This is a genomic window from Cupriavidus basilensis OR16 (assembly GCF_000243095.1).
Classification (GTDB): domain Bacteria; phylum Pseudomonadota; class Gammaproteobacteria; order Burkholderiales; family Burkholderiaceae; genus Cupriavidus; species Cupriavidus basilensis_D.
In genome coordinates this window covers 19808-43348 of sequence record NZ_AHJE01000087.1, presented here as the reverse complement: position 1 = coordinate 43348, position 23541 = coordinate 19808, and the positions used below count along the sequence as shown (strand labels likewise).

Annotated in this window: 21 protein-coding genes and 4 pseudogenes; 11 read left to right on the top strand and 14 right to left on the bottom strand. The window is 63.1% G+C overall.

The genetic code is table 11. The features are described from left to right. From mnmE to OR16_RS47440, 3 genes and pseudogenes are all read right to left on the bottom strand, one after another. Positions 1–1407, bottom strand: a 1407-nt coding sequence (gene mnmE / locus OR16_RS28300; RefSeq protein ID WP_043421482.1) for a tRNA uridine-5-carboxymethylaminomethyl(34) synthesis GTPase MnmE, incomplete at its 3' end; no start/stop codon positions are given. A gap of 14 nt (positions 1408–1421) precedes the next feature. Next, positions 1422–2117: a CHAD domain-containing protein gene (locus tag OR16_RS28295; RefSeq protein ID WP_006161873.1), complete on the bottom strand. Its 696-nt coding sequence runs from the start codon at positions 2115–2117 to the stop codon at positions 1422–1424. A 47-nt stretch (positions 2118–2164) separates the two neighbouring features. Next, positions 2165–2257 (bottom strand): annotated as a pseudogene (locus tag OR16_RS47440) (CHAD domain-containing protein); the annotation flags it as partial. A gap of 276 nt (positions 2258–2533) precedes the next feature. On the opposite strand from OR16_RS47440, the gene OR16_RS28285 reads away from it, so the two are divergent. Continuing rightward, positions 2534–2971, top strand: a complete 438-nt coding sequence (locus tag OR16_RS28285; protein WP_006161869.1) for a PaaI family thioesterase — start codon at positions 2534–2536, stop codon at positions 2969–2971. 68 nt (positions 2972–3039) lie between these two features. Here OR16_RS28285 and OR16_RS28280 read toward each other — a convergent pair whose 3' ends face one another. Continuing rightward, positions 3040–3993, bottom strand: coding sequence for a LysR family transcriptional regulator (locus OR16_RS28280; RefSeq protein WP_043421465.1), 954 nt, complete (start codon positions 3991–3993; stop codon positions 3040–3042). A 174-nt stretch (positions 3994–4167) separates the two neighbouring features. Here OR16_RS28280 and OR16_RS28275 point away from each other — a divergent pair. Beyond that, positions 4168–5347: pseudogene (locus tag OR16_RS28275) on the top strand (M20 aminoacylase family protein). Between the two features lie 86 nt (positions 5348–5433). After that, positions 5434–6750 (top strand): MFS transporter, encoded by a 1317-nt coding sequence (locus OR16_RS28270; protein WP_006161865.1) that lies wholly within the window; start codon positions 5434–5436, stop codon positions 6748–6750. Between the two features lie 194 nt (positions 6751–6944). Here OR16_RS28270 and yidC read toward each other — a convergent pair whose 3' ends face one another. From yidC to rpmH, 6 genes and pseudogenes are all read right to left on the bottom strand, one after another. Continuing rightward, complete coding sequence (yidC, locus tag OR16_RS28265; RefSeq protein ID WP_006161863.1) at positions 6945–8615, bottom strand: membrane protein insertase YidC; 1671 nt, start codon at positions 8613–8615, stop codon at positions 6945–6947. Between the two features lie 22 nt (positions 8616–8637). Further along, complete coding sequence (gene yidD / locus OR16_RS41940) at positions 8638–8910, bottom strand: membrane protein insertion efficiency factor YidD (RefSeq protein ID WP_006161862.1); 273 nt, start codon at positions 8908–8910, stop codon at positions 8638–8640. Then, positions 8843–9502, bottom strand: a pseudogene (locus OR16_RS28260) (GTP-binding protein); the annotation flags it as partial. The gene yidD (OR16_RS41940) and the pseudogene OR16_RS28260, both read right to left, overlap by 68 nt. Before the next feature lie 22 nt (positions 9503–9524). After that, entirely contained in the window at positions 9525–9770 is a 246-nt protein-coding gene (yidD, locus tag OR16_RS28255; RefSeq protein ID WP_006161858.1) for a membrane protein insertion efficiency factor YidD, read from the bottom strand. Between the two features lie 19 nt (positions 9771–9789). After that, the gene (gene rnpA / locus OR16_RS28250) at positions 9790–10254 is read right to left on the bottom strand and encodes a ribonuclease P protein component (RefSeq protein WP_085961323.1); all 465 of its coding nucleotides are present in this window, start codon (positions 10252–10254) and stop codon (positions 9790–9792) included. A 118-nt stretch (positions 10255–10372) separates the two neighbouring features. Continuing rightward, positions 10373–10507, bottom strand: coding sequence for a 50S ribosomal protein L34 (rpmH, locus tag OR16_RS41935; protein WP_006161855.1), 135 nt, complete (start codon positions 10505–10507; stop codon positions 10373–10375). Positions 10508–11451: 944 nt separating this feature from the next. Between rpmH and dnaA the strand changes: the two genes are divergently transcribed. The 5 genes and pseudogenes from dnaA (at position 11452) to OR16_RS28225 (ending at position 19566) form a co-directional block, all read left to right on the top strand. Beyond that, positions 11452–13242: a chromosomal replication initiator protein DnaA gene (gene dnaA, locus OR16_RS28245; protein ID WP_006161854.1), complete on the top strand. Its 1791-nt coding sequence runs from the start codon at positions 11452–11454 to the stop codon at positions 13240–13242. A gap of 446 nt (positions 13243–13688) precedes the next feature. Beyond that, entirely contained in the window at positions 13689–14813 is a 1125-nt protein-coding gene (gene dnaN / locus OR16_RS28240) for a DNA polymerase III subunit beta (protein ID WP_006161852.1), read from the top strand. Positions 14814–15040: 227 nt separating this feature from the next. After that, a pseudogene (gene gyrB / locus OR16_RS28235) lies at positions 15041–17594 on the top strand (DNA topoisomerase (ATP-hydrolyzing) subunit B). 543 nt (positions 17595–18137) lie between these two features. Further along, positions 18138–18407 (top strand): helix-turn-helix domain-containing protein, encoded by a 270-nt coding sequence (locus OR16_RS28230; protein ID WP_237717262.1) that lies wholly within the window; start codon positions 18138–18140, stop codon positions 18405–18407. Further along, a complete protein-coding gene (locus OR16_RS28225) occupies positions 18391–19566 on the top strand; it encodes a helix-turn-helix domain-containing protein (protein WP_158001394.1) in 1176 nt (391 codons plus the stop codon). Before OR16_RS28230 ends, OR16_RS28225 begins: the two co-directional genes overlap by 17 nt. Here the strand turns inward: OR16_RS28225 and OR16_RS41930 are convergent. The 4 genes from OR16_RS41930 to OR16_RS28210 all read right to left on the bottom strand — a co-directional run bounded on the left by OR16_RS41930 (position 19544) and on the right by OR16_RS28210 (position 21791). Then, positions 19544–20413 carry a DNA-methyltransferase gene (locus tag OR16_RS41930; protein ID WP_006161847.1) on the bottom strand — a complete coding sequence of 290 codons (870 nt, stop codon included), beginning with the start codon at positions 20411–20413 and terminating at the stop codon, positions 19544–19546. The genes OR16_RS28225 and OR16_RS41930 overlap by 23 nt on opposite strands. 210 nt (positions 20414–20623) lie before the next feature. Beyond that, positions 20624–21040, bottom strand: a complete 417-nt coding sequence (locus OR16_RS48475; protein WP_006161845.1) for a DUF6216 family protein — start codon at positions 21038–21040, stop codon at positions 20624–20626. After that, the gene (locus OR16_RS43725; protein WP_141639929.1) at positions 21012–21431 is read right to left on the bottom strand and encodes a DUF6216 family protein; all 420 of its coding nucleotides are present in this window, start codon (positions 21429–21431) and stop codon (positions 21012–21014) included. Before OR16_RS43725 ends, OR16_RS48475 begins: the two co-directional genes overlap by 29 nt. 78 nt (positions 21432–21509) lie before the next feature. After that, positions 21510–21791 carry a DNA-binding protein gene (locus OR16_RS28210; RefSeq protein ID WP_141639928.1) on the bottom strand — a complete coding sequence of 94 codons (282 nt, stop codon included), beginning with the start codon at positions 21789–21791 and terminating at the stop codon, positions 21510–21512. A 339-nt stretch (positions 21792–22130) separates the two neighbouring features. Between OR16_RS28210 and OR16_RS40105 the strand changes: the two genes are divergently transcribed. The 3 genes from OR16_RS40105 (at position 22131) to OR16_RS40100 (ending at position 23461) form a co-directional block, all read left to right on the top strand. Continuing rightward, positions 22131–22424 carry a DUF1484 family protein gene (locus OR16_RS40105; RefSeq protein WP_006161839.1) on the top strand — a complete coding sequence of 98 codons (294 nt, stop codon included), beginning with the start codon at positions 22131–22133 and terminating at the stop codon, positions 22422–22424. A 177-nt stretch (positions 22425–22601) separates the two neighbouring features. Further along, the gene (locus tag OR16_RS28200; RefSeq protein ID WP_006161837.1) at positions 22602–22853 is read left to right on the top strand and encodes a DUF1484 family protein; all 252 of its coding nucleotides are present in this window, start codon (positions 22602–22604) and stop codon (positions 22851–22853) included. A gap of 314 nt (positions 22854–23167) precedes the next feature. Then, positions 23168–23461 (top strand): DUF1484 family protein, encoded by a 294-nt coding sequence (locus OR16_RS40100; RefSeq protein ID WP_006161835.1) that lies wholly within the window; start codon positions 23168–23170, stop codon positions 23459–23461. Positions 23462–23541 lie beyond the last annotated feature (80 nt).

Genomic DNA, 23541 nt, shown 5'->3' with positions numbered 1-23541 from the left:
GCTGCTGAACTCGCCGGTGATGCTGTTGAGATGGTCCTGCGCCAGGCGCAGTTCTTCCGCGAACAGGTCCAGCGCCTGTGCTTGCTGCGCGGCGCGTTCTTCGGCCAGGTCCAGGTGCGATTGCGCGTTGCGCAGCGCGGTGAGGTGCCGCTCGCGCGCGAGGAAGGTGCCTTCGTTGCCCGATTGCCAGCCCACCAGCCGCAGCAGCTGGCCGCGCAGCAGGTCGATGCCGGCGCCGGTGCGCGCGGAGATCCATACCTCGGCGGGGTTCGGGCCGATGGCGGCTACCACGTGCGGGCGATCGGTGCCGAAGTGGTGCTCGCCGACCATGGGCGCCAGGTCGATCTTGTTGACCACGCGCAGGATCGGCGAGCCCGGGGGCAAGTGGCCGGAGAGGCGGTCGTCGATGGCGTCGTCGATCTCCGACAGGCCGTGTTCCACGTAGTCGGCCGCGTCCACCAGGTGCAGCACCAGGTCGGCGCGGCCCACGGCTTCCCAGGTGCGCTCGATGCCGATGCGCTCGACTTCGTCGGTGGCGTCTTCGCGCAGGCCGGCGGTGTCGATGATATGCAGCGGGATGCCTTCGATCTGGATGGTCTCGCGCACGCGGTCGCGCGTGGTGCCGGGGATCGGCGTGACGATGGCGAGCTCCGCGCCGGCCAGCGCGTTGAGCAGCGACGACTTGCCCACATTGGGCTGCCCCGCCAGTACCACTGACAAGCCCTCGCGCAGCAGCGAGCCTTGCTTGGCTTGCGCCAGCACGCCGCACAGCGTATCGCGGATATTGGCCAGCTGGCCGCGCGCGTTGGAGGCTTCGAGGAAGTCGATCTCTTCCTCGGGGAAATCCAGCGTGGCTTCCACCAGCATGCGCAGGTGGATCACCTGCTCCACCAGCGCGCGGATGGCGTCGGAGAACACGCCCTCCATGGAGCGCGCGGCCGAGCGCGCGGCGGCTTCGGTGCTGGCCTCGATCAGGTCGGCCACGGCTTCCGCCTGGGCCAGGTCGAGCTTGTCATTCAGGAAGGCGCGGCGCGTGAACTCGCCGGGCTCGGCCACGCGCAGGCCAATCCCGCGGCCGGCATCCAGGCAGCGCGCCAGCAGCATCTGCATTACCACCGGGCCGCCGTGGCCCTGCAACTCCAGCACCTCTTCGCCGGTGTATGAGTGCGGCGCGGGGAAGTACAGCGCCAGGCCGTGGTCGATCGCCTTGCCGTGCGTATCCAGGAACGGCAGGTAGGTGGCGTGGCGGGCTTTCAGCGCCTGGCCGCACACGGCCTGCGCAATCGCGCTCACATCGGGGCCGGACACGCGCACCACGCCGATGCCGCCGCGCCCGGGCGCGGTGGCAATGGCGGCGATGGGGGTGGCGTGAGCGGTGCGAGGCTGGAGGGAGTCGGTTGCGGTCATGGCGGTGGTGGCAGTCATGGCGATATTGTCGCAGATCGATCCGGCGCAACCTTGGCACCTGGCGCTTCCGGCGCACCCGGCGCACCCGGCGCACGCACCGCATCCGCCGCGGGCATTTCCAGGCACGCCATCATCAGGCGGCGTGCCACCGCGCCGTCGATCAGGCCGCCCAGGCTGCCCTGCCGCTTCACCAGCTTGCCGTGCAGGCGTTTGGCATAGCGCTTGGCCAGTACCGGCTTCAGGGCCTCGATCACGTAGCGCAGCCGCTTGCTGACAATGCGAAAGCGATGCACGCGGGTCAGGTCTTCCGAGCGCGCGGCGCGCGCCAGCGCCTTCACGCGCTTGCGTGCGCGGCGCACCCGCCGGCGTGCGAACACCGCCAGCCGCTCCTGCGCGGCGGGGCCCGCCCGCTGCGCGCCGCCATTGCCCAGGTGCGTGAGGTCGCGGTGCAGCACGGGCAGCGGCCAGTGCTGGTGTTCGGTGAGCTGCGCCAGCATGGTGGCGCGTGCGTAGTGGCGGCGCGTGATCGCGGTGTCATGCACCGCCAGCAGCACCGGATCCTCCGGCTGCAAGTCCAGCGCCGGCCGCAAGGTCTCGCTGATGAACACGTCCCAGTCGCGCACATCGCCGGCGGCCTGCGCCAGCCGCCGCAAGCAATCATCCCAGCGCGCGCGGATGGCCTTGGGCAGGCCGGGGCAAATGCCCAGCACACGGCGCGCAGATGCCGCACCGCCACGCGCAACGCATGCACATCATCGGGATGGTCGCGCCGGTGCAAGGCATCCAGCTGATCGGCAATCGCCACCAGGCCCGCATCGCCGAGCGCGATGAAGGCGTCAATAGCGCCCATGCGAGGGTGCAACTGGATGGGAAGGTTGGCAGCGCGCATGGCGTATCGGCGTTGGCGTATCTACCGGAACAACGTGATCTTGCGAAGGCCAGGTTCATGGCACGTTTCAGGGCACGTCTATCCAGTGTAGGCGATTGTGCCGGTTGCGCCGCACTCCATTGACAGCCTGAGCGCTTCGGGTTGCAATGGGTGCTGGCAACGCCAGCCGGCCGCGCTGATCCAGCATCACCAAGCCGTACCTGACCCGTACCTAACCCTAGTAGGAGGAGCAGCGCCATGTCCACCGAACAAGAACGGCTTTTGCTGCGGGACACCATCGAGGCCGGCTTTCGTCAGGCCGCCTTTGTCGCGGACGTGGGCATCCGGCTGGTGGATTGCGGGCCGGGCTGGTGCGAGAGCGAACTGCTGGTCACGCCCCGTCACCTGCAGCATGGCGGCATCGTCCATGCCGGCGTGCAAGCCACCATCGCCGACCACACCGCCGGCGCGGCCGCCACCACCATGCTCGATGCCGGGCGCCATGTCGTCACCGCCGAATTCAAGATCAACCTGCTACGCGCCGCCCGCAGCGATCGCCTGACCTGCCGCGCCGACGTATTGAAATCCGGCCGCGCGATCATCGTGGTCGAGGCCGATGTCTTCGCCAGCGTGCACGGCGAGCGGGTGCTGGTCAGCCGCTTCAACGCCACCATGAGCGTGCTCGACCTGGCCTGAGCGGCGTCCGGCCGCGGCATCGAGGCGGCGTGCCCGGCAAAGAACGGGCAGCCACGGGTCTGGGCGGCTCAGAACAACAGCGTCAGCAAATCGAACAACTCACGATCCGCCGACGCAGCGGAACGGGCGCGCCGCCGGATCACCGCCAGCAGGCAATCCACGAAGCACTGCGCGGCCGCGCCACGCATCGCGCTGCGGCGCGCGATGATGCCGAGCTGGCTGGTTTCGAAGCGCTCGGCCACCGGCACCGCCTGCACCCAGCCGCGCAGCGCGTCGGTAAACATCAGCGGCCGCGGGCAATAGGTGATCATGCCCGCATGCCGCACCATCTCCAGCAGCAACGAGGTCGAATGGGCGCGATGCAGATGGCGCGGCTCGATGTCGGCGCCGTGTTGCCAGAACAGGTTCTGCATCATCGCGGGATAGGTGGCGGGCGTGTAGTTCACCACCCAGTCCTGGTCCAGCAGCTGATGCAGCGAGGTCTTGCCAGCGCAGGGGTGGCCGCGGCTGGCCACCACGCGGGAGTCGTAGGCGAGCAGCAGCTCGCAGTCGAACTCCTGGCCCGACATGGTCGGCGTGAACGGGCCCACCACAAAATCGAGCAGGCCCTCGCGCAGGCGCGGCAGCGCCACCGCCGTCAGGCCCTCGAACACTTCAAGCTGCACCTCCGGCATGCGCTCCCGGAAATGCAGCATCGCCTCGGACAAGAACGTCAGCATGACCCAGGGCGTGACGCCGATCGACAGCCGCCCGCCCACCTCGCCGCGTAGCTCCGCCAGTTCCGCGTTGGCGCGGTCAAGCTGGCCGACCACCAGGCGGGCGTGGCCCAGCAGCCGGTGCCCCGTCTCCGTGAAGCCAACGCCGCCCGCGGTGCGCAGCAGCAGAGCCAGCCGCTGCTCCGCTTCCAGTTCGCGCAGCGCCTTGGTCACCGCCGCCTGGGAGTGGCCCAGCAGGCGCGCGGCGGCACGGATGCTGCCGGCGTCGGCAACCGCAACCAAAGCCTGCAATTGATGGAGTTTCATGGCTCGCGCGAAATAGGCGGCGGTGTGGGCCGGGCCGTGGGGACAACCAACGGTTGTCAGGATAACAAGATTGCGGCTTCCCGCGGCGATTGGACGCTGCCTATGATCGGTTCCTGTTCCACGGGGGCGCCGCCGGCAAGGCGTTGGCCACCCGGCACCCACAAGGAGACCGTCATGCTGCAAGCCACCCAATCCCCTGTATTGCCCGGCATCCGCGCCATCGAAGCCGAGATGGTGGCCTTGCGCCACCGCATCCACTCGCATCCCGAGCTCGGCTTCGAGGAATTCGTCACCAGCGACCTGGTAGCGGAGTGCCTGCAGGCCTGGGGCTACGCGGTGCATCGCGGCCTGGGCGGCACCGGCGTGCTTGGCACGCTGCGCAACGGCGAGGGCCGCGCGCTGGGCCTGCGCGCCGACATGGACGCGCTACCGATCCAGGAAGCCACCGGCCTGCCCTACGCCAGCAAGCTCGACGGCAAGATGCACGCCTGCGGGCACGACGGCCATACCGCCACCCTGCTCGCCGCCGCCAGGTACCCTGGCCGAGCACAAGCCCTTCAAGGGCACGCTGCACCTGATCTTCCAGCCCGCCGAGGAAGGCATGGGCGGCGCCCGTGAAATGATGAACGACGGCCTGTTCACGCTGTTCCCCTGCGACGCCGTGTTCGCCTTGCACAATATGCCCGGCCATCCAGTCGGCAAGTTCGGTTTCCTGCCCGGCCCATTCATGGCCTCGTCCGATACCGTCACCATCCGCGTGAGCGGGCGCGGCGGCCACGGCGCGATGCCGCACAAGGCGATCGATCCGGTGGTGGTGTGCGCCTCCATGGTGATGGCGCTGCAAAGCGTGGTGTCCCGCAACGTCAACCCGCTCGACATGGCCATCGTCACGGTCGGCGCCATCCAGGCCGGCAAGGCGCCCAATGTGATTCCCGACACCGCCGAGATGCGGCTGTCCGTGCGCGCGCTCAAGGCCGAGGTGCGCGACCTGCTGCAGACCCGCATCACCGCGCTGGCGCACGCACAGGCAGAGAGCTTCGGCGCGCGCGCCGAGGTCGATTACGACCGCCGCTATCCGGTGCTGGTCAACCATCCCGCCGAAACGGAACTGGCCCGCGAAGTGGCGCGCGAATGGCTGGGCGACGCAGGCCTGATCGACAACATGGTGCCGCTCACCGGCAGCGAGGACTTCGCCTTCCTGCTGGAGCAGCGCCCCGGCTGCTACCTGATCATCGGCAACGGTGATGGCGAAGGCGGTTGCATGGTGCACAACCCCGGCTACGACTTCAACGACGCCTGCCTGCCGCTGGGCGCCACCTACTGGGTCAAGCTGGCCGAGCGCTTCCTGGCCTGAGCCGCGCCGCGCACGGGCAGGACCGGGCGCATGCCCGGCAATAACCAATAACGAAAACGCGAATAACGATTCAAGGAGACCGGACCATGTCCACCACCGCACCGGCGCAGGCGCTAGCCCTCGCGCCCGCCCTGCCCGCGCCCACGCGCCGCGCGATCGCCGCCATCACCATCGGCAACGGGCTCGAGTTCTACGACTTCACCGTCTACAGCTTCTTCGCCGTGATGATCGGCCGGCTGTACTTCCCGGTGCAAGGCGCGCTCGGGCAACTGATGCTGTCGCTGGCGACCTTCGGCGTGGGCTTTGTGGCGCGGCCGCTGGGCGGCGTGCTGATCGGCCTGTACGCCGACCGCGTTGGCCGCAAGCCGGCCATGACGCTGACGCTGTGGATGATGGGGCTGGGCTCCGCGCTGTTCGTGGTGGCGCCCACCTATGCCCAGGTGGGCCTGTTCGCGCCGGCGCTGATCGTGCTGGCGCGGTTGGTGCAGGGCTTTGCCATCGGCGGCGAGATGGGCGCATCCACCGCGCTGCTGATGGAGTACGCCGACGACAACTCGCGCGGCTACTTCGGCAGCTGGCAGTTGTTCAGCCAGGGTGTGAGCGTGTTGCTCGGCTCGCTGGTAGGCCTGCTGCTGACCAACGCGCTGCCCGCCGCCGCGCTGGAAAGCTGGGGCTGGCGCCTGCCCTTCCTGCTCGGCATCCTGGTGATTCCAGTCGGCCTCTATATCCGCCGGCATCTGGATGAGACCGCCGAGTCCGCCACGGCGGGCACCCACGGCGGCGCCAGCGAGCGCGCGGGCCTGTCGGAAATATTCCTCGGCCACGGCCGCGCGGTGGTGGCTGGCGTGCTGATCACCATCGGCGGCACCTCCGCCAACTACATCGTGCTGCACTACATGGCCAGCTACGCGGTGACGGTGCTCAAGCTGCCGCTGTCGGTCGGCATGGGCGCCGGCTGCCTGGCCGCGCTGGTCCAAGTGGCGCTATGCGCCTATGCCGGCCGCCTGTCGGACCGCGTCGGCCGCAAGCCCGCCATCCTGTGGTCGCGCGTGGCAATGCTGGTGCTGATCTACCCAGCCTTCCTGCTGATCAACGCGTACCCGTCGCTGCCGGTGCTGCTGGCCGCGGTGGCGTTGCTGGCGCTGACGCTGGTCTTCAACACGGTGCCCTCCGTGGTGCTGCTGACCGAACTCTTTCCCCGCCGGATTCGCGCCACTGGCCTGTCGGTGGTCTACTGCATCGGCGTGCTGGTGTTCGGCGGGTTTGCGCAGTTCCTCGCGACCTGGCTGATCGATCTCACCGGCAACCGCAACGCGCCGGCCTTGTATGTGATCGGCTGCGGGATAGCGTCCCTGGCGGGTTTGGTGATGGTGCGGGAGACGGCGGGCAAGCGGCTGGATTGAAAAGCGCCCGCTGGTTTGCTCCCCTCTCCCCCTGAGAGGAGGGGGAGTAAACACCTTCGCCATTCCAAACGGCTCTGGCGCATCTTGTCGGCTTCGTCGAGCACATTCGGCTAGCCCCAAAGAAAAAGCCCGGTGCATGCACCGGGCTCTTTTTTCGCCAGCAGGTTCATCACCCACCGGCCCTGGCATCAACCTCAGCCCTTGGCCACCACGGCGTTTTTCGCCTTGCTCTTGCCCAGCATCCGGTTGATCTGCCATTGCTGCGCGATCGACAAGACGTTGTTGGTCACCCAGTACATCACCAGGCCGGCCGGGAAGAAGAAGAACATGAACGAGAACACCAGCGGCATGATCATCATGACCTTGGCCTGCACGGGGTCCGGCGGGGTCGGGTTCAGCTTGGTCTGCACGAACATCGACACGGCCATCAGCACCGGCAGGATGTAGAACGGATCCGGCACCGACAGGTCATGGATCCAGCCCAGCCACGGCGCGCCGCGCATTTCCACCGACGACAGCAGCACCCAGTACAGCGCGATGAACACCGGGATCTGGATCACGATGGGCAGGCAGCCGCCGAGCGGGTTGACCTTCTCGGTGCGGTACAGCGCCATCATCTCCTGGTTCATCTTCTGCGGATCGCCCTTGTGGCGCTCGCGCATCGCGGTCATGCGGGGCTGCAGGTCCTTCATCTTGCCCATGGACTTGTAGCTAGCCGCCGACAGCGGGAAGAACACCAGCTTGATCAGCACGGTCAGCCCGATGATCGACCAGCCCCAGTTGCCCAGGAAGCCATGCAGCTTCTCCAGCAGCCAGAACAGCGGCTTGGCCAGGATGGTCAGCCAGCCATAGTCCTTCACCAGTTCCAGGCCCGGGGTGATCTTCTCGAGCATGCGCTCTTCCTGCGGGCCGGCGAACAGGCGCGCATCGGTGGTCACCGTGGCACCCGGGGCAATCGCGCCCAGCGGCTGCTGCACGCCCACGCGGAACAGGTTGTTGTCGATCTTCTCGACGTAGAAGCTGTGCTCCTTGCCCGATTGCGGAATCCACGCCGAGGCAAAGTAATGCTGCACCATCGCCACCCAGCCGCTGGTACCGGCGGAGGGGACCGAAGCCTTGCCCTTGCCGATGTCGTCGAAGGTGATCTTGTGGTACTTGTCGGCGTCGGTGTAGATGGCCGGGCCGGTGAAGGTGCTATAGAACTGCGACTGCTCGACCTTGCTGCCGTCGCGCGTCAGTTCCATGTACAGCGTCGGCGAGATCGGCTTGCCGCTGTCGTTGGTCACGGCAAATTTCGTGTCGACAACGTAGCTGCCCTTGTGGAAGGTATAGGTCTTGTCCAGCTTGACCCCGTCCTTCTCCGCCGTCAGCGTGATCGCCACCTTGTCCGAGCCAGCCAGGTCGCGCGGGCCCGCCGAAGCGGTAAACACCGTGGTGTGGTTGGGCAGGTCGCCACCGATCAGGCCGGAACGGGCCATATAGGTGCGCGTCTGGTCACGCTCGAACAGCACGACCGGCTTGCCGTCGTGCTCTTTGTGGTTGAGCAGTTCCAGGCGCGTCAGGATGCCGCCGGCGGTATCGATCTGGGCACGCATCACGTCGGTGCTGACCACGATCTTCTCGCCGCTGGGCTGGGCCGCGGCGACCGGCACGGACGCCGGGGCGTCTGCGGCGGCGCCCGCCGCTGCATTGGCCTTGGGCACGTCGCCTTGCGGGGCCGAAGCGCCGCCTGCGGTTGCCGGAGCCTGCTGCGTCGCGCTCGGGAAGAACATCGACTGGTGACCGTTGGCGCGCTGCCAGTTGTCGTAGAGCAGCACGAGGGCCATCGAGAAGATGACCCAGAGTATGGTGCGTTTGATATCCATGTCTCGCTGTGGTCGAGGGAATTCAGGGGCGGGGTAGCCGGATCGTGACTGGATGGCCAGTCGCGGGGCGAGCCCGGTCTTGCTTTGTTGCCGATGCCGGTGGCACCGGATCATACCCGCCATCCGTGAACGGATGACAGCGGCATAGCCGGCAAGCGGCCAGCCAGCTGCCGCGCCCTGCGCCATGGCACAGGATCGCTTCGCGGGCGTAATCGGAACAGGTGGGCAGGAAGCGGCACTGCGAGCCAAAGAACGGGCTCCATGGCCTGGCTGGCGTTGACGATATTGTCGCCACGCAGCGCCGACACCGGCACGTAGCGCACATCCTTCAAACCCAGCTGGCTGGCCAGCTCGGTGTAGGCGGCGCGGATCTGGTTGAAGCGCTCTTCGCTGAACTCGACCAGGTCCATCTTGTTGATGGCCACGATCACGTGCTGCAGCTCCAGCAGCTTCAGGATGGCCGAGTGGCGCTTGGTCTGCGCCAGCAGCTCGGCGCGGCCGTCGGTCACGGTCACGCGGGTGGCGTCGACCAGCACGATGGCGGCGTGCGCGGTGGATGCGCCCGTCACCATGTTGCGGGTGTACTGCTCATGCCCCGGCGTGTCCGCGATGATGAACTTGCGGCGCGCGGTGGAGAAGTAGCGGTAAGCCACGTCGATGGTGATGCCCTGCTCGCGCTCGGCTTCCAGGCCATCGGTCAGCAGCGAGAAATCGATCTGCTCGCCGGCGGTACGCTTGTTCTTGGCGTTGGTCAGCGCGGTCAGCTGATCGGACAGCACAGCCTTGCTGTCATACAGCAGGCGGCCAATCAGGGTGCTCTTGCCATCGTCGACCGAACCCGCGGTGATGAAACGCAGCAGGCCTTGGTGTGTTGCTTGGGTGCTCATGTCGAATCCTTTGCGTCCGGTCTTAGAAGTAGCCCCGGTCTTGCTTTGTTGCCGATGCCGGTGGCACCGGATCATACCCGCCATCCGTGAACGGATGACAGCGGCATAGCCGGCAAGCGGCCAGCCAGCTGCCGCGCCCTGCGCCATGGCACAGGATCGCTTCGCGGGCGTAATCGGAACAGGTGGGCAGGAAGCGGCACTGCGAGCCAAAGAACGGGCTCAGGGCGATCTTGTAGATACGCAGCAGGGCAAGCAGGATTCGCTTCATGGCAGCGGCTGGGGGGCGGTCAACAAGCGGGAGCGCCCGAGGGCGGGACTTCCGTGGGCGCAGCCTCGGCGGACGTTGGCGGCGACACCCCGGAAGGGGCAGCAGGGCGCGGGGCCAGCGGTTTCACCGCAACCTCGAACAAGCCGGTCAATTCGGCCAGGCACACCCGGCGTACCGCGCTGCGGCTGGCAAATTCCGCGCGCGGAAACTTGGCCTGCAGGCGCAGCAATACATCGCGGCCCGCGAGTTTGTCCTGCCGCTGGCGGAACAGTTCCCGCACCATGCGCTTGACCAGGTTGCGCTCGGCGGCCCGCGCCGCGAACTTCTTGCCAACCACCACGCCCAGGCGGGCTTGCGGCAGGTTGTTCTCGCCCACATACAGCACGAAATGCTGGCTGCGGCGGCGCGGGCGCAATGCAAAAACGGATGAAAACTCATCCGTTTTTGTGAGCCTCGCGGCTTTAGGGTAGGCAAAGGTAGTCACGCTAGGCAAAGCGAGCGGAAAAGCTGTGCTTGGCTGCTGGCTACCGGCCGTCCAAAAGGCGAGGCGAGTGGCCAGGGCGGCGCAAGCTGCTGCACCACCAGGGCCGGTCGCCAGGCCCTTAGACTGCCAGGCGCTTGCGGCCCTTGGAACGACGCGCGTTGATGACGGCACGGCCGCCGCGGGTCTTCATGCGCACGCGGAAACCATGGGTACGCTTGCGGCGGGTAACGGAAGGTTGGTATGTACGTTTCATGTTGCACTCTCTGGTTGATCTGGGCTCGCCCGGCTTCCGGCGTTTAGCCGGGCGCCGCCGCGTATGGTTCGCATGGGGCTGCCGCGGTTTGCGGTGTTGCCGACTGCTGTGGTGATCTTGCTGCCGGCCGTGTATCTCGCGAATCGATGGCACCGACGAATCGGACATCGACGCCGCGCGAAGCAGTTGTGGGAGGGAATCGTGCCGGAGCGGATCATAAACCAACCCATCCGTTCCAACCCCATCAGCCTGCCCGGCCCGCTGCCTGTTCCGGCCAATCCAGCTATTTCCGGTGCGCTTCAGCTTAGGTAAAGCTGAGGATTCGCACCAGTCTTGCACGGAACAGGTCAGACCCGGCGATGCGCATACGTGATCCCCTGCGGCATCGCAGAACCCGCCATTTAACTGAGTTTCGCGCGACGTGTCAAGACTACAGAAGGATTAGAGCCTAGTGGAGCACCCCTGCCTGAAAAATACGCAACAGGCCGTTGTATTTCATTGTCCACAATCGCCAGTGGGTAAGTTTTTTTTCAGCGGGGGTGCAACCCGGGGTCCACCAGGGTGAGCGAAGTCTCTGTTTAGACTGGGTTTTCCTGCGTTTGGGCTACCCGGAAATCCTTTGTGGATAACTTGGGGCGGGGGGTACAATCCGGGTCCAAACACCACACGGGCTGCGTGGCGCAAGCGCAACCCGGGCAACACCCTTGGCATGCCGGACAACGGACGCGCAACGGGCAGAGGCGATTTCGTCCCTCGCTCGTCAGCGGCTCCCGCTTGTCGCGTCGATCACCATGGGGGCCCGGGCTGCGGGGTCAATTGCGGATCGCTTTTGCGATCGCCTTCAGGTTGAACGTACTACCGGCAGGGATGCCTCACCGATCCTTGCCTGTCGTCCATTTGGCCGGACTGTCCATGCACCGTGGCGAACACCGAACAACAAAACAATGCAAGATTTCTGGCAGGCAGCAGCCGCGCAACTCGAGCGCGAACTGACGCCGCAACAGTTCAAGACCTGGATCAAGCCGTTGGCGCCTGTCGCCTTCGACGAGGAAGCGCACGCGCTGCGTATCGCCGCGCCCAACCGCTTCAAGCTCGATTGGGTAAAAAGCCAGTTTTCGGGCCGCATCACCGCGCTCGCCTGCGAATACTGGGAAGCCAACGTCAGCGTTCACTTCGTCCTGGACCCCGCCGCCTCGGGTCGGGCCGCTGCCGGCTATCCGCAGCAGCCCGGTCAGGCCGGCCAGCCGGGCCAGCCCGGCATGGCGCCGCAGCACGCCGGCCCCGGCTATCCGTCCGGCCAGCCGCTGTCGCAGAATTTCGGCCAGCCCGGCATGCAGCCGGGCCAGGGCGGCCAGGGCTACGGCCCCATGAACCAAGGCGGCGGCCAGCGCGGCGGGCAAGCGCCCTACCCCGGCAATGGCGGCGGCGGCAACTATCCCGGCAACGCCAGCCAGGCCAATATGGGCGGCATGGGTGGCGAGATCGTCGACATCGACGTGCCGCAACTCGATCCGGCCGAAGCCAGCGCCCGCTCCTACCGCGTGCAACCGGCGCAGCAACCCATGCAGGGCGGCCACCCCGGCAACCAGGGCGGCCATCCCGGTCACCAAGGCCACCAAGGTCATCAGGCGCATCAAGGTCATCCAGGCCACCCGGGTCATCAAGGCCACCCCGGCAACCAGCAAGGCGGCCAGCAGAACGACTCGGTGCACGAGCGCTCGCGCCTGAACCACATCCTCACCTTCGACAACTTCGTCACCGGTAAGGCCAACCAGCTCGCGCGCGCTGCCGCCATCCAGGTGGCCAACAACCCGGGCAAGTCCTACAACCCGCTCTACCTGTATGGCGGCGTCGGCCTGGGCAAGACCCACTTGATCCACGCCATCGGCAACTTCATGTTGCTGGAGAACCCGCGCGCGCGCATCCGCTACATCCACGCCGAGCAATACGTCTCCGACGTGGTCAAGGCGTACCAACGCAAGGCCTTCGACGAGTTCAAGCGCTACTACCACTCGCTCGACCTGCTGCTGATCGACGATATTCAATTCTTCTCCGGCAAGAACCGCACGCAGGAAGAGTTCTTCTACGCCTTCGAAGCCCTGATCGCCAACCGGGCGCAGGTGATCATCACCAGCGATACGTATCCCAAGGAAATCAGCGGCATCGACGATCGCCTGATCTCGCGCTTCGACTCCGGCCTCACGGTCGCCATCGAGCCGCCCGAGCTGGAGATGCGCGTCGCCATCCTGATGAAGAAAGCCGCCGCCGAGAACGTCAGCGTGCCCGAGGAAGTCGCCTTCTTCGTCGCCAAGCATCTGCGCTCCAACGTGCGCGAGCTGGAAGGCGCGCTGCGCAAGATCCTCGCCTTCTCCAACTTCCACGGCAAGGACATCACCATCGATGTCACCCGTGAAGCGCTGAAGGACCTGTTGACGGTGCAGAACCGCCAGATCTCGGTTGAGAACATCCAGAAGACCTGCGCGGATTTCTACAACATCAAGGTCGCGGACATGTACAGCAAGAAGCGGCCCGCCAATATCGCGCGGCCCCGCCAGATTGCCATGTACCTGGCCAAGGAACTCACGCAGAAAAGCCTGCCGGAAATCGGCGAGCTGTTCGGCGGGCGCGATCACACCACCGTGCTGCACGCGGTGCGCAAGATCGCCGACGAACGCAGCAAGGACGCGCAGCTCAACCACGAGTTGCACGTGCTGGAGCAGACGCTCAAGGGCTGACCTCGAGCGTGGAGTCACAGTGAAGCAGCAGTGAAGCAGCATTTGCCAGCCCAGTCACGCAGGGCTGGCATACTGTAGGGTACGCGCCGGGCAGGATCCGGCGCATGAATCAATCGGAAAGCAACACCGGGGCATTGCGGAACATTGCCATGAAAACGGCCTGGGCTAAGGCTTTGCGGTGAGTCGGGACGAGCGGGCGGAGGGGGCGGCCAGCGACAACAGTCGCCAGCCACCGAAGAAGTCTGAATTTGTGTCGCTTTGCGCACAATTTCATCCTCCGATCGCGCTTCTCCCGCTTCACCGCAGCGGCTTATCCTTGGTACAATGGCGAATTAACTTGTTGATTCCAAAGCGTTTTGGAAGCGGTTTTATAAACCGTGCAGCCAGTTAGTGCCAGTCAGTGCGCACCCGCGGTCGCTTACTACAAACGACGAAGGATAAATTCAATGCAATTGGTCAAAACCTCGCGAGACAATCTGCTGCGTCCGCTGCAAATCGTGAGCGGCATCGTGGAGCGCCGCCACACACTCCCGATCCTGGCCAACCTGCTGATTCGCAAGTCCGGGTCCAACGTATCCTTCCTCTCGACCGACATCGAGATCCAGATCACCACGCACGCCGAATGCGGTGTGGGCAGCGACACCGTGGCCACCACCGTGGCCGCCCGCAAGCTGCTCGACATCCTGCGCGCCATGCCCGACGGCGAAGTCGCCCTGTCGCTCAACGACAAGCGCATGACCGTGCAGTCCGGCAAGAGCCGCTTCGCGCTGCAGACCCTGGCCGCCGAGGAATTCCCCACGGTAGCCGAAGCCAGCGAGTTCGGCGCGTCCGTCAGCCTGCCGCAAAAGACCTTCAAGCACCTGCTCGCCATGGTTCACTTCGCCATGGCCCAGCAAGACATCCGCTACTACCTCAACGGCATGCTGCTGGTGGTGGACGGCAAGAAGGTCATGGCAGTCGCCACCGACGGCCACCGCCTGGCGTACTGCGGCGTTGAGCTCGATACCGAGGCCACCAGCGGCGAAGCCGCCCCGGCGCGCCAGGAAGTCATCATCCCGCGCAAGACCATCCTCGAGCTGCAGCGCCTGCTGGAAGACAACGACGATCCCGTGCAAGTGCAACTGGCCGCCAACCAGGTCAAGTTCACCTTCGCCAACATCGAGCTGATCTCCAAGCTGGTCGAAGGCAAGTTCCCGGATTTCCAGCGCGTGATCCCCAAGGGCTACAAGAACGCCTTCGCCATCGACCGCGTCAAGCTGCAGCAAGCCCTGCAACGCACCGCCATCCTGACCACCGACAAGTTCAAGGGCGTGCGCTGCATCCTGGATACGCACGTACTCAAGATCAGCTCCACCAACGCCGACCAGGAAGAGGCGCAGGAAGAGCTCGAACTCGACTACTCGGGCGACGCGCTCGACATCGGGTTCAACGTGACCTATTTGCTGGACGTGCTCGCCAACCTCAAGAGCGAGCAAGTCCAGGTCAGCCTCGGCGACTCCAATTCGAGCGCGCTGATCACCGTGCCGGAAGACGACAACTTCAAGTACGTCGTCATGCCGATGCGCATTTGATGAGCCGGTAACAGGGACCACAAGATACGCAAAACCGGAGCATCTAACGGCACACCACGGCTTGCGCAACCGCCCAAAGGGCCCCGCGCAAGACCCGCCGCACCAGGGGCCGGATCGTCGAGATCCGCCCCTTTTGCCGTTTTTATGTAACCCGCTATGCGGCCCGATCCGGGCACGCCCATCCGGGCGTGACGAGAGATCGCCGCATTCGCCGTGAGTAAGAGAACATGACCGAAGAGCAACAACCGCAATCGCAACCGCAACAGCAAGACAGCTACGGCGCAGGCTCGATCCAGATCCTGGAAGGCCTGGAGGCGGTGCGCAAGCGTCCGGGCATGTACATCGGCGACACGTCCGACGGCACCGGCCTGCACCACCTCGTATTTGAAGTGCTGGACAACTCCATCGACGAAGCCCTGGCCGGCTGGTGCACGGAAATCACCGTCACCATCCACAGCGACAACTCGATCTCCATCACCGACAACGGCCGCGGCATTCCCCCGCTCGTCAAGTTCGACGACAAGCACGAACCCAAGCGCAGCGCGGCCGAAATCGCCATGACCGAGCTGCACGCCGGTGGCAAGTTCAATCAGAACAGCTACAAGGTCTCCGGCGGCCTGCACGGCGTGGGCGTGTCCTGCGTGAACGCCCTCTCCCAGTGGCTGCGCCTGACCGTGCGCCGCGACGGCCAGGCCCACCTGCTCGAGTTCGCCCAAGGCGCCGTGCAGAACCGCCTGGTGGAAACCGTGACCGGCCCCGACGGCCAGCCCGTGGAAGTCTCGCCGATGCGCATCATCGGCCCCACCGACAAGCGCGGCACCGAAGTCCACTTCCTCGCCGACGTGGATATCTTCACCAATGTGGAGTTCCACTACGAGATCCTGGCCAAGCGCATCCGCGAGCTCTCGTTCCTGAACAACGGCGTGCACATCCGCCTGAGTGACCAGCGCACTGGCAAGGAAGAAGACTTCGCCTTCTCCGGCGGCGTCAAAGGCTTCGTTGAGTACATCAACCGCGGCAAGAGCACCCTGCACCCCAACATCTTCTACGCCAACACCGAAAAAGACGGTATCGCCGTGGAAGTGTCCATGCAGTGGAACGACGGCTACAACGAACAAGTACTCTGCTTCACCAATAACATCCCGCAGCGAGACGGCGGCACCCACCTCACCGGGTTGCGCGCCGCCATGACGCGCGTGATGAACAAGTACATCGAAGAAAACGAGATCGCCAAGAAGGCCAAGGTAGAAACCACCGGCGACGACATGCGCGAAGGCCTCGCCTGCGTGCTGTCCGTGAAGGTGCCCGAGCCCAAGTTCAGCTCGCAGACCAAGGACAAGCTCGTCTCCTCCGAAGTGCGCCTGCCCGTGGAAGAACTCGTCGCCAAGGCCCTCGGCGACTTCCTGCTCGAAACCCCGGTAGACGCCAAGATCATCTGCGGCAAGATCGTGGACGCCGCCCGCGCCCGCGAAGCCGCCCGCAAGGCCCGCGAAATGACCCGCCGCAAAGGCGTGCTCGACGGCATGGGCCTGCCCGGCAAGCTCGCCGACTGCCAAGAGAAAGATCCCGCCCAGTCCGAACTCTTCCTGGTGGAGGGTGACTCCGCAGGCGGCTCCGCCAAGCAAGGCCGCGACCGTAAGTTCCAGGCCATCCTGCCGCTCAAGGGCAAGATCCTGAACGTGGAACGCGCCCGCTTTGACAAGATGCTCTCCAGCCAGGAAGTACTCACGCTGATTACCGCACTTGGTACGGGAATCGGCAAGGACGACTACAACCTCGAGAAGCTGCGCTACCACCGCATCATCATCATGACCGACGCGGACGTGGACGGCTCCCACATCCGCACGCTGCTGCTCACGTTCTTCTACCGCCAGATGCCCGACATCATCGAGCGCGGCCACGTGTATATCGCCCAACCGCCGCTGTACAAGATCAAGCACGGCAAGGAAGAGCGCTATATCAAGGACGACAACGAGCTCAACGCCTACCTGCTGCGCCTGGCCATGGAAAAGGCCGCGCTGGTCAACCCGGACGGCAGCGAAGTCGCCGGCGACGCCCTGACCGAGCTGGCCCGCCAGTACCAACTGGCCGAAGCCGTGATCGGCCGCCTGGCCCGCATCGTGGATAGCGACGCCCTGCGCGCTATTGCCGACGGCGTTGAGCTGGACCTGGACAGCGCCGCCGCCGCTGAAGCCTCAGCCACCGTGCTGAAGGCCAAGCTCTCGGAGATGCACGCCAAGACCCTGCTGGGCGCCGCCGTCAATGACGACGGCACGGCGGATGTCTATGCGCAGTTTGATGAGAAGACGGACAAGCATCGCCTGATGATCGCCCGCCGGCATCATGGCAATGTGCGCTTGTCTCACCTGGACGCGGACTTTGTCCACGGTGCGGATTACGCCGCGCTGTCGCTGGCTGCCAAGACCTTCTACTGCCAAGACCTTCCAGGGGCTGATTGCGGAAGGCACCAAGGTGCGCCGTGGCGAGGGTGAGAAGATGCGTGACCAGACGGTGAATGACTTCCATGCTGCCATGCAGTGGTTGTTGTCTGAGGCCGAGCGTGGGGTTTCTCGTCAGCGCTATAAGGGGCTGGGGGAGATGAATCCTGATCAGTTGTTTGAAACCACGCTGGACGTTACTCAGCGCCGTTTGCTGAAGGTGCAGATTGAGGATGCTATTGCGGCGGATCAGATTTTTACTACGCTGATGGGGGATGAGGTTGAGCCGCGTAGGAATTTTATTGAGTCGAATGCGTTGGTGGCTCGGAATATTGATGTTTGATGGAATAGCATTCGGATTCCAAGTTTGCTAAGAGGCCAGCCTCCATTGAGGCTGGCCTTTTTTCTAACAAATAATTTTTACGTGAGACCAATGCAAGTCGCAATATACACAATTTACGCCTGCCACCTGCATAGCATGCTTGGCTGTTAAGACCACGATTTTGAGGCCTCGACGCATGCATCAAGATGCCTCAATTGAGCACGGAGGTACTTGCTACCAGAGGCGATCTGCGATTGGCAGAGCAATGCACCCTCATTCGTAAGACCGAATGTATGACTCTATAGCGCAAGGCTTTGATCCGTAGGACATCCTCGCTGGAACTGGCTGTGCGAAACCCTCACGGACCACTTGCGCACCTTGTGCGCATCCCCAGCGCCGAGGCGGTCGTACTCGCAAACCGGGACTGAGCCCTCGCTCCCCGATGGGGCCGGGAAGGCCGGTTAGAAAGGAAGGGCTCGCATCGACCCCCTAGCTAGGTGTGCCGCCACTATTGGCGTATCAATCCACTTCCAAATATATGTAAATGAATGATACTTATAGTCCGTGGAATCATTGTCATCATTCTGTTTCAATGCAGGTATGCCCAAGCATCATGACAACTTCTTGCAATGGTTTGGAAGCCGAGTCCGCGGACTCAGGCAACAGAAGGGGCTGTCACAAGAAGAACTCTCACAGCTCGCAGGTATCGACCGAACCTACATTGGAGGTGTTGAGCGAGGTGAGCGTAACCTCAGTTTGTTGAACGTCAAGAGGCTTGCCGATGCGTTGGGCATTAATGCAAAGGACCTCTTCGACGATGACTTCGAATACTGACTATCTCTCTCGTGTACTTCAAAGATTGAGCGCTTTCCGTGGGGAAGCTGAGCTCAATCCCGCTCAAGTAGAAGAACGGTTAATCCTGGGCCCAGGATGGATTGGCGCTATCGAGGCTGGAGCCATTCATCCTAGCTTAGACGTCATCGCGTCGATGTTGTCGGTGTACGGCAAAACTTTAACGGACTTGGCCGATGGCGCGACGGGCAGTGTTCCGTATATCAACCGCTCGATTGCTGCTGAAGCTGTCGGCAGCGACTTGGACATTCATTTCGCCTACGCCCGGCACGATGCAACCTATCGATTGCTGCAAGCATCCCTTGATCAGTTCACGCAAGTTGTCTTGACACTCAGAAACGGGCTCGCCCAGCTAAGTAGGCAGAATGTGAGCGATGAACAAGAGAAGGCAATCAAAACAGAAAGCGTCGCAAGCGCCTTTCTAAAGGCGGTCGAGTTATGGCCGTCGGCAAATCCGTCTGATATCTGGTGGTTTGTTGTATACCGGGCGTATTGCGACCAGTACAACCACCCATCGGAGCACTCCCGACTGGATTTTACCCAAAGCTGGAAGCGGACCGGCGGTTGGGCATTGGAACGTATCCTCGAACGTCATTACGGCACGGCTTTAGCGGCGCATGGTATCAATCTGGTGATTGCAGACGGTGAACGTAAGGTTCGGTTGCTTGCAGGCATTAACATAGGGCACCGGCTTGAGGCAGACAAGATGGACGTCCTGCTTACAGTTGGGAATGGGGCAGCAGAGAAACTGATTGGCGTTGTCCATGTAAAGGCAAGTTTCGCCGAGAGGCGCACGGATGATGTTCCCATGAGCCAAGCACTCGTTGACGCAGGCTATATTTCCCCGCTTTGGACAATGGACTGTAAGAGTACCCCATCAGCTCGCCCGGTAAATCGCGGTGAGTTGGGAGCCATCTTTGACGGACAGGGTGCAGACGGCAGAAGCGCCAAGCGGAAGGACATAGAAGATGATGGTTTCTTTTCCGCCTGCTTTTCGTACAACAAGAATACCCGAGCAACTCCCGAAGCATATCAGGCAAGAGCAAGGGTATTCATCTGCGATTTTTCGAGCCCGAACGATTCTTTTACGCACTTCATCGTGTCGGAGAGGCAGCGCGTCAGAACAAGGCTTGGGATTTAACACCTGCTGCCTCAGCAAGACGCACGTTCGACGCTGCCACCTGTTCAGGCTCAATTTCGAAGCCTATATATGAGCAGCCTAAACGCAGGGCAGCGATACCCGTTGTGCCGGATCCAGAAAAGGGGTCCAGCACAACGACTTCTTCGCCCGCGGACCCATATGCATCAATGCAGCGAAACGGGAGTTCCTCTGGAAACCGCGAGAAATGCTTTAGCCCGTCGATTTTTTCGTTGGCGAACTCCCACACGCTTTTAACAGGAGGCGTCACGCGGAAGTTGTGGCGCTCATTCTTGGTCAGTAGGTAAATTGGTTCGTGATACCGATGGGGGCGGCGGCAGCGCCCTTCGGGCATAGGGTTTTTCTTGCGCCAGATGATCTCACCCCGAAACAGATACCCGCCATCACACAGACCCAAGACAAGTCTGTACGGAAGTGCCAACAAGTTTCCGTATTGGAGCCATGCCGCGTCCTTCTCTAGGAAGGCCTTTCGTTTCATTCTCGGCTTTGTATATGCTGAGTTATGCGCAGCGAGGCCATTCTTGTCAGCCCCCAACGTACTGAATTGGCGGTCATCCTCTCTCCAGTTAACGGGGGTGTTATAGGCATCTCCAATGTTGATCCAGAGAACTCCACCGGGCTTCAGCTTCGGGAGAAGCCCCATAAATACGTTGTTCAGAAACGCTACGTAATCACGCGGGTCTTCCTCCACTCCAGTACCCCGGGAGTGCCTTTGGCCCCAATATGGCGGACTTGTCACGATTACATCGATCGACTCGTCTGGAAGTTGGGGGATCAACTCGAGGCAATCACCTTCGTGGGCCCGGTTCAGTTGGAATGGTCCAAGCATTACGTCAGCATCTCTCATCAATATGGAACTCATAGTCATCATACCAGCACTTCAGCTCTAGGGACAATCAATTCATCGGTTTGAGTTGACACAACCATCTGCATGGTCGCGACTCACGCGGCCGACTGCTTGGAGTCCATCTGGGCAGGGAGCGTTCTCTGCCGCTCGAGTACCAGTACGCCTGCTTACGCGACCTACAGGCGAAACACTTTACTGATTTGGCGCTCGTCCCTCGAGGTGCAACTCATCGTGGAGCTCGCGGGCTTCAGCCGCAGCCTTCAGCCTCAGTGCGCACACTAGAGTGAGCAACGCGGCCAAGCCGCCGAGTACGCCAGCTGCCAACCGCTGCGCATGTATCGCCCTAGCAATAAGCCTCTGTATCGATTTGTCCTCGAACGCATTGCACAACGTCGTAGCTTCCGCGATGGTGAACTTGAACTCTTTTGCGAGTGCGCTCGGATCTGCAAGGCAGCCCTGGGGCTTTGCAGAAGGACTGCCCAAGAAGCCACGAATGACTGTTCCATCTGTCTTAAACCAAACCTCGGACCCTCTGGTCCGCAGGAACGCGTCATCTATGAACAAGCCGGCTATTGAAAGGCTAGCGACCAAATATCCCGCAACCACCATCGCGAACTGAGTTAGCGCGTACCGCCGTGGTGGCTTGAGGACGATAAGAGGCGAACGAATGTCCGATCCACTTGCGCACCCTCTGCAGCCTGGCGATGCCAACTTTGTGCCTATGCAGCCATGACATAAGTCGCTGAAATTCAGGTTGCGTTTCAATCTTCAATCCGTAGATGAAGCGAAATCGCTCAAGATCTCGATTTTCTTGAATGAGCTTTTTGAGCTGAGGGTTCTCTACTTCGGCCTTGCCAGTCACCAACCGCCAGATACGCTCAAGGAGGCTATGGAGAGAGCCAACGCGGAACCAAAAGAAGGTCAGACCCACGAACGCCAGAAGCGGACTGATCAAGGCCGTGGCAAGTGGGCTTTGAAAGATTGATGACAGGGATTCCATAGGCGTTGATGGCGATCCAAAGAGTGTGCAACTGGTTCTCTGCATCTGCAGGGCTGGGCGGGGGTTCTGTGTGTCTGACTATTGTTCCGTTCCCTTAATTTTCTCCAAATCCCGCGCAATCCGATCTCGAATCGGCGACGTATGCCCGTGCTCCTCGTCCGTCTTCCCAGTGACGAGCCAGTACGCGTACTGAGGCCACACTGCCCCAATAGCCTCCACCATCTCCTGGGTCACGCGCTGCTGATTGCGGCATGTGTTCTTCCAGCTATCGGATTTCACCCCGGTCAGTTCCTCCATGCGCTTGAAGCGCCGATGTCCGCCCGCAACGAAATCTATCAATTCTTCTACCCGATCGCGCATTTCAATTGGGCTATTTAAGCTTTATTAGGTAAATTTAGCCTCGTTCGGTGATTCGAGCGAAGGAATGGGCTGGCAACTTGCGAGCAGTGGCACTTTGCCGAGTGCGCCGGTGTTGGTCTACTACTCGCGACATCCGGCGCGGGCCACCTTATTCGTGCCGCACGACGACGAACACACTTTTGCCACCTCTCTTGTGAGGGTGGTGTAGGCGCTCGCGCCGAGAATTATCAGCCGCATTATGGACCATGCGGAGGGGCTTCTGCGCCCTACGGATCTGCGCAGCATCGCAAGGCTGCCTAGCAGAGCATCTCGACTGGTATCCCAAACGAGGAGGCGCCCATGACCGCCCGCCAACGCCACCCGCGCACCGCAGCCGAAGCAAGAGAGGCAGCCACAGAAGCCAAGCTGATCACTGGGCCCCTCATGCGCGAAGGCGAAACCACCCCAACCCACGAAACCATCCACCAAACCTGCCACGACCTCCTGCGCGTCAGCGCGGGCCTGGAATCCCTCCTGCTCCTGCTAGAGCTACAGGCCGCCGAGCAAGCCGCCAACGACGGCCTGCATGCCCTGCTGGCGCCGCTAAAGCAGCAGCTGGACCAGGCAGTGAACCGCGTGCAAGCGCTGTACTGAGCCACACCCGTTCCCCGCACCTGCACCGCGGCCCGCAAGGCCGCAGGCGGTGGGGATACACACGCCTATCGAGGCAAGCACCCACCGCCGCCGCGTGCCGGGACGATGGTCGCCAACCCCGTCCATCCACATTCCGATGTCCAAGATCGCACCCCGACCACAAAACAGGAGGTACCCATGACCGCCCGCCAACGTCGCCCGCGCACCGCTGCCGAAGCACGGGAAGCCGCCATGGAAGCCAGGCTGATCGCCGAGCCCTTGCTGCCGGCCAACGATCCCGATCCGAGCCACGAGGCTACCCACCAAGGCTGCCACGAACTGCTGCGCATCCGTGCACATCTGGAATCCGTCATCACGCTGCTGAACCTGCACGCAGGCGATAGCCGCCTGCATGCCTTGCTGACGCCGCTAAAGCAGCAGCTGGACTAAAGCAGCAGCTGGACCAGGCATTGAACCGGTGCAGGCGCTGTACCCGGGCCTGCGGGCCTCGCCGGCTATCCGTGCCTGCGTCGCCGCACGCTGGGCCGTAGCCGGCGGGGGCTGCGGCTGCATCACAGGCGCGTAGCGCGGTGCAAAGGAGATCACCCGATGACCCTCAAGGCCACCTTCGACCTCAACGCCGACATGGGCCGCATCAGGAAGGGGCGCAGCAAACGCTGCCCCATCAGTCGGCCAGCCTCACGCGGCGAGCCGGCCCTGGCACCACGACCAACAGCCCCAGTCACACATCAAAAGGTGATCCCATGGATGCACGCTCAAAGACCCTGGTTCCCGCCACCGATCCTTCCGAACCCGGCATGCTCGCCGAACCGCTCTTGCCGAAGGAAACGGCAGTCCCGCAGGACGACCCCAAGCGCGAAGCCATCATGCGGAGCTTCGACGAACTCCTGCGCGTCCGCGCCGGCCTGGGAGCCATCCTGACGCTGCTCGATCTACAGGCCGACGCTTCGATCGATTGTATTGGCCTGCATAGCCTGCTGGCGTCGTTGCAGCAGCAGCTTGACGCCAGCGTGGATCGACTCGACGAGCTGTTCTGAGAGCGGATGGCTGGTTGGCATCCGCTCAGCCTGCTTGTTGAGGGAGTGCGCAATAGCGCTTCGCAAGCGTAGAGATCGCC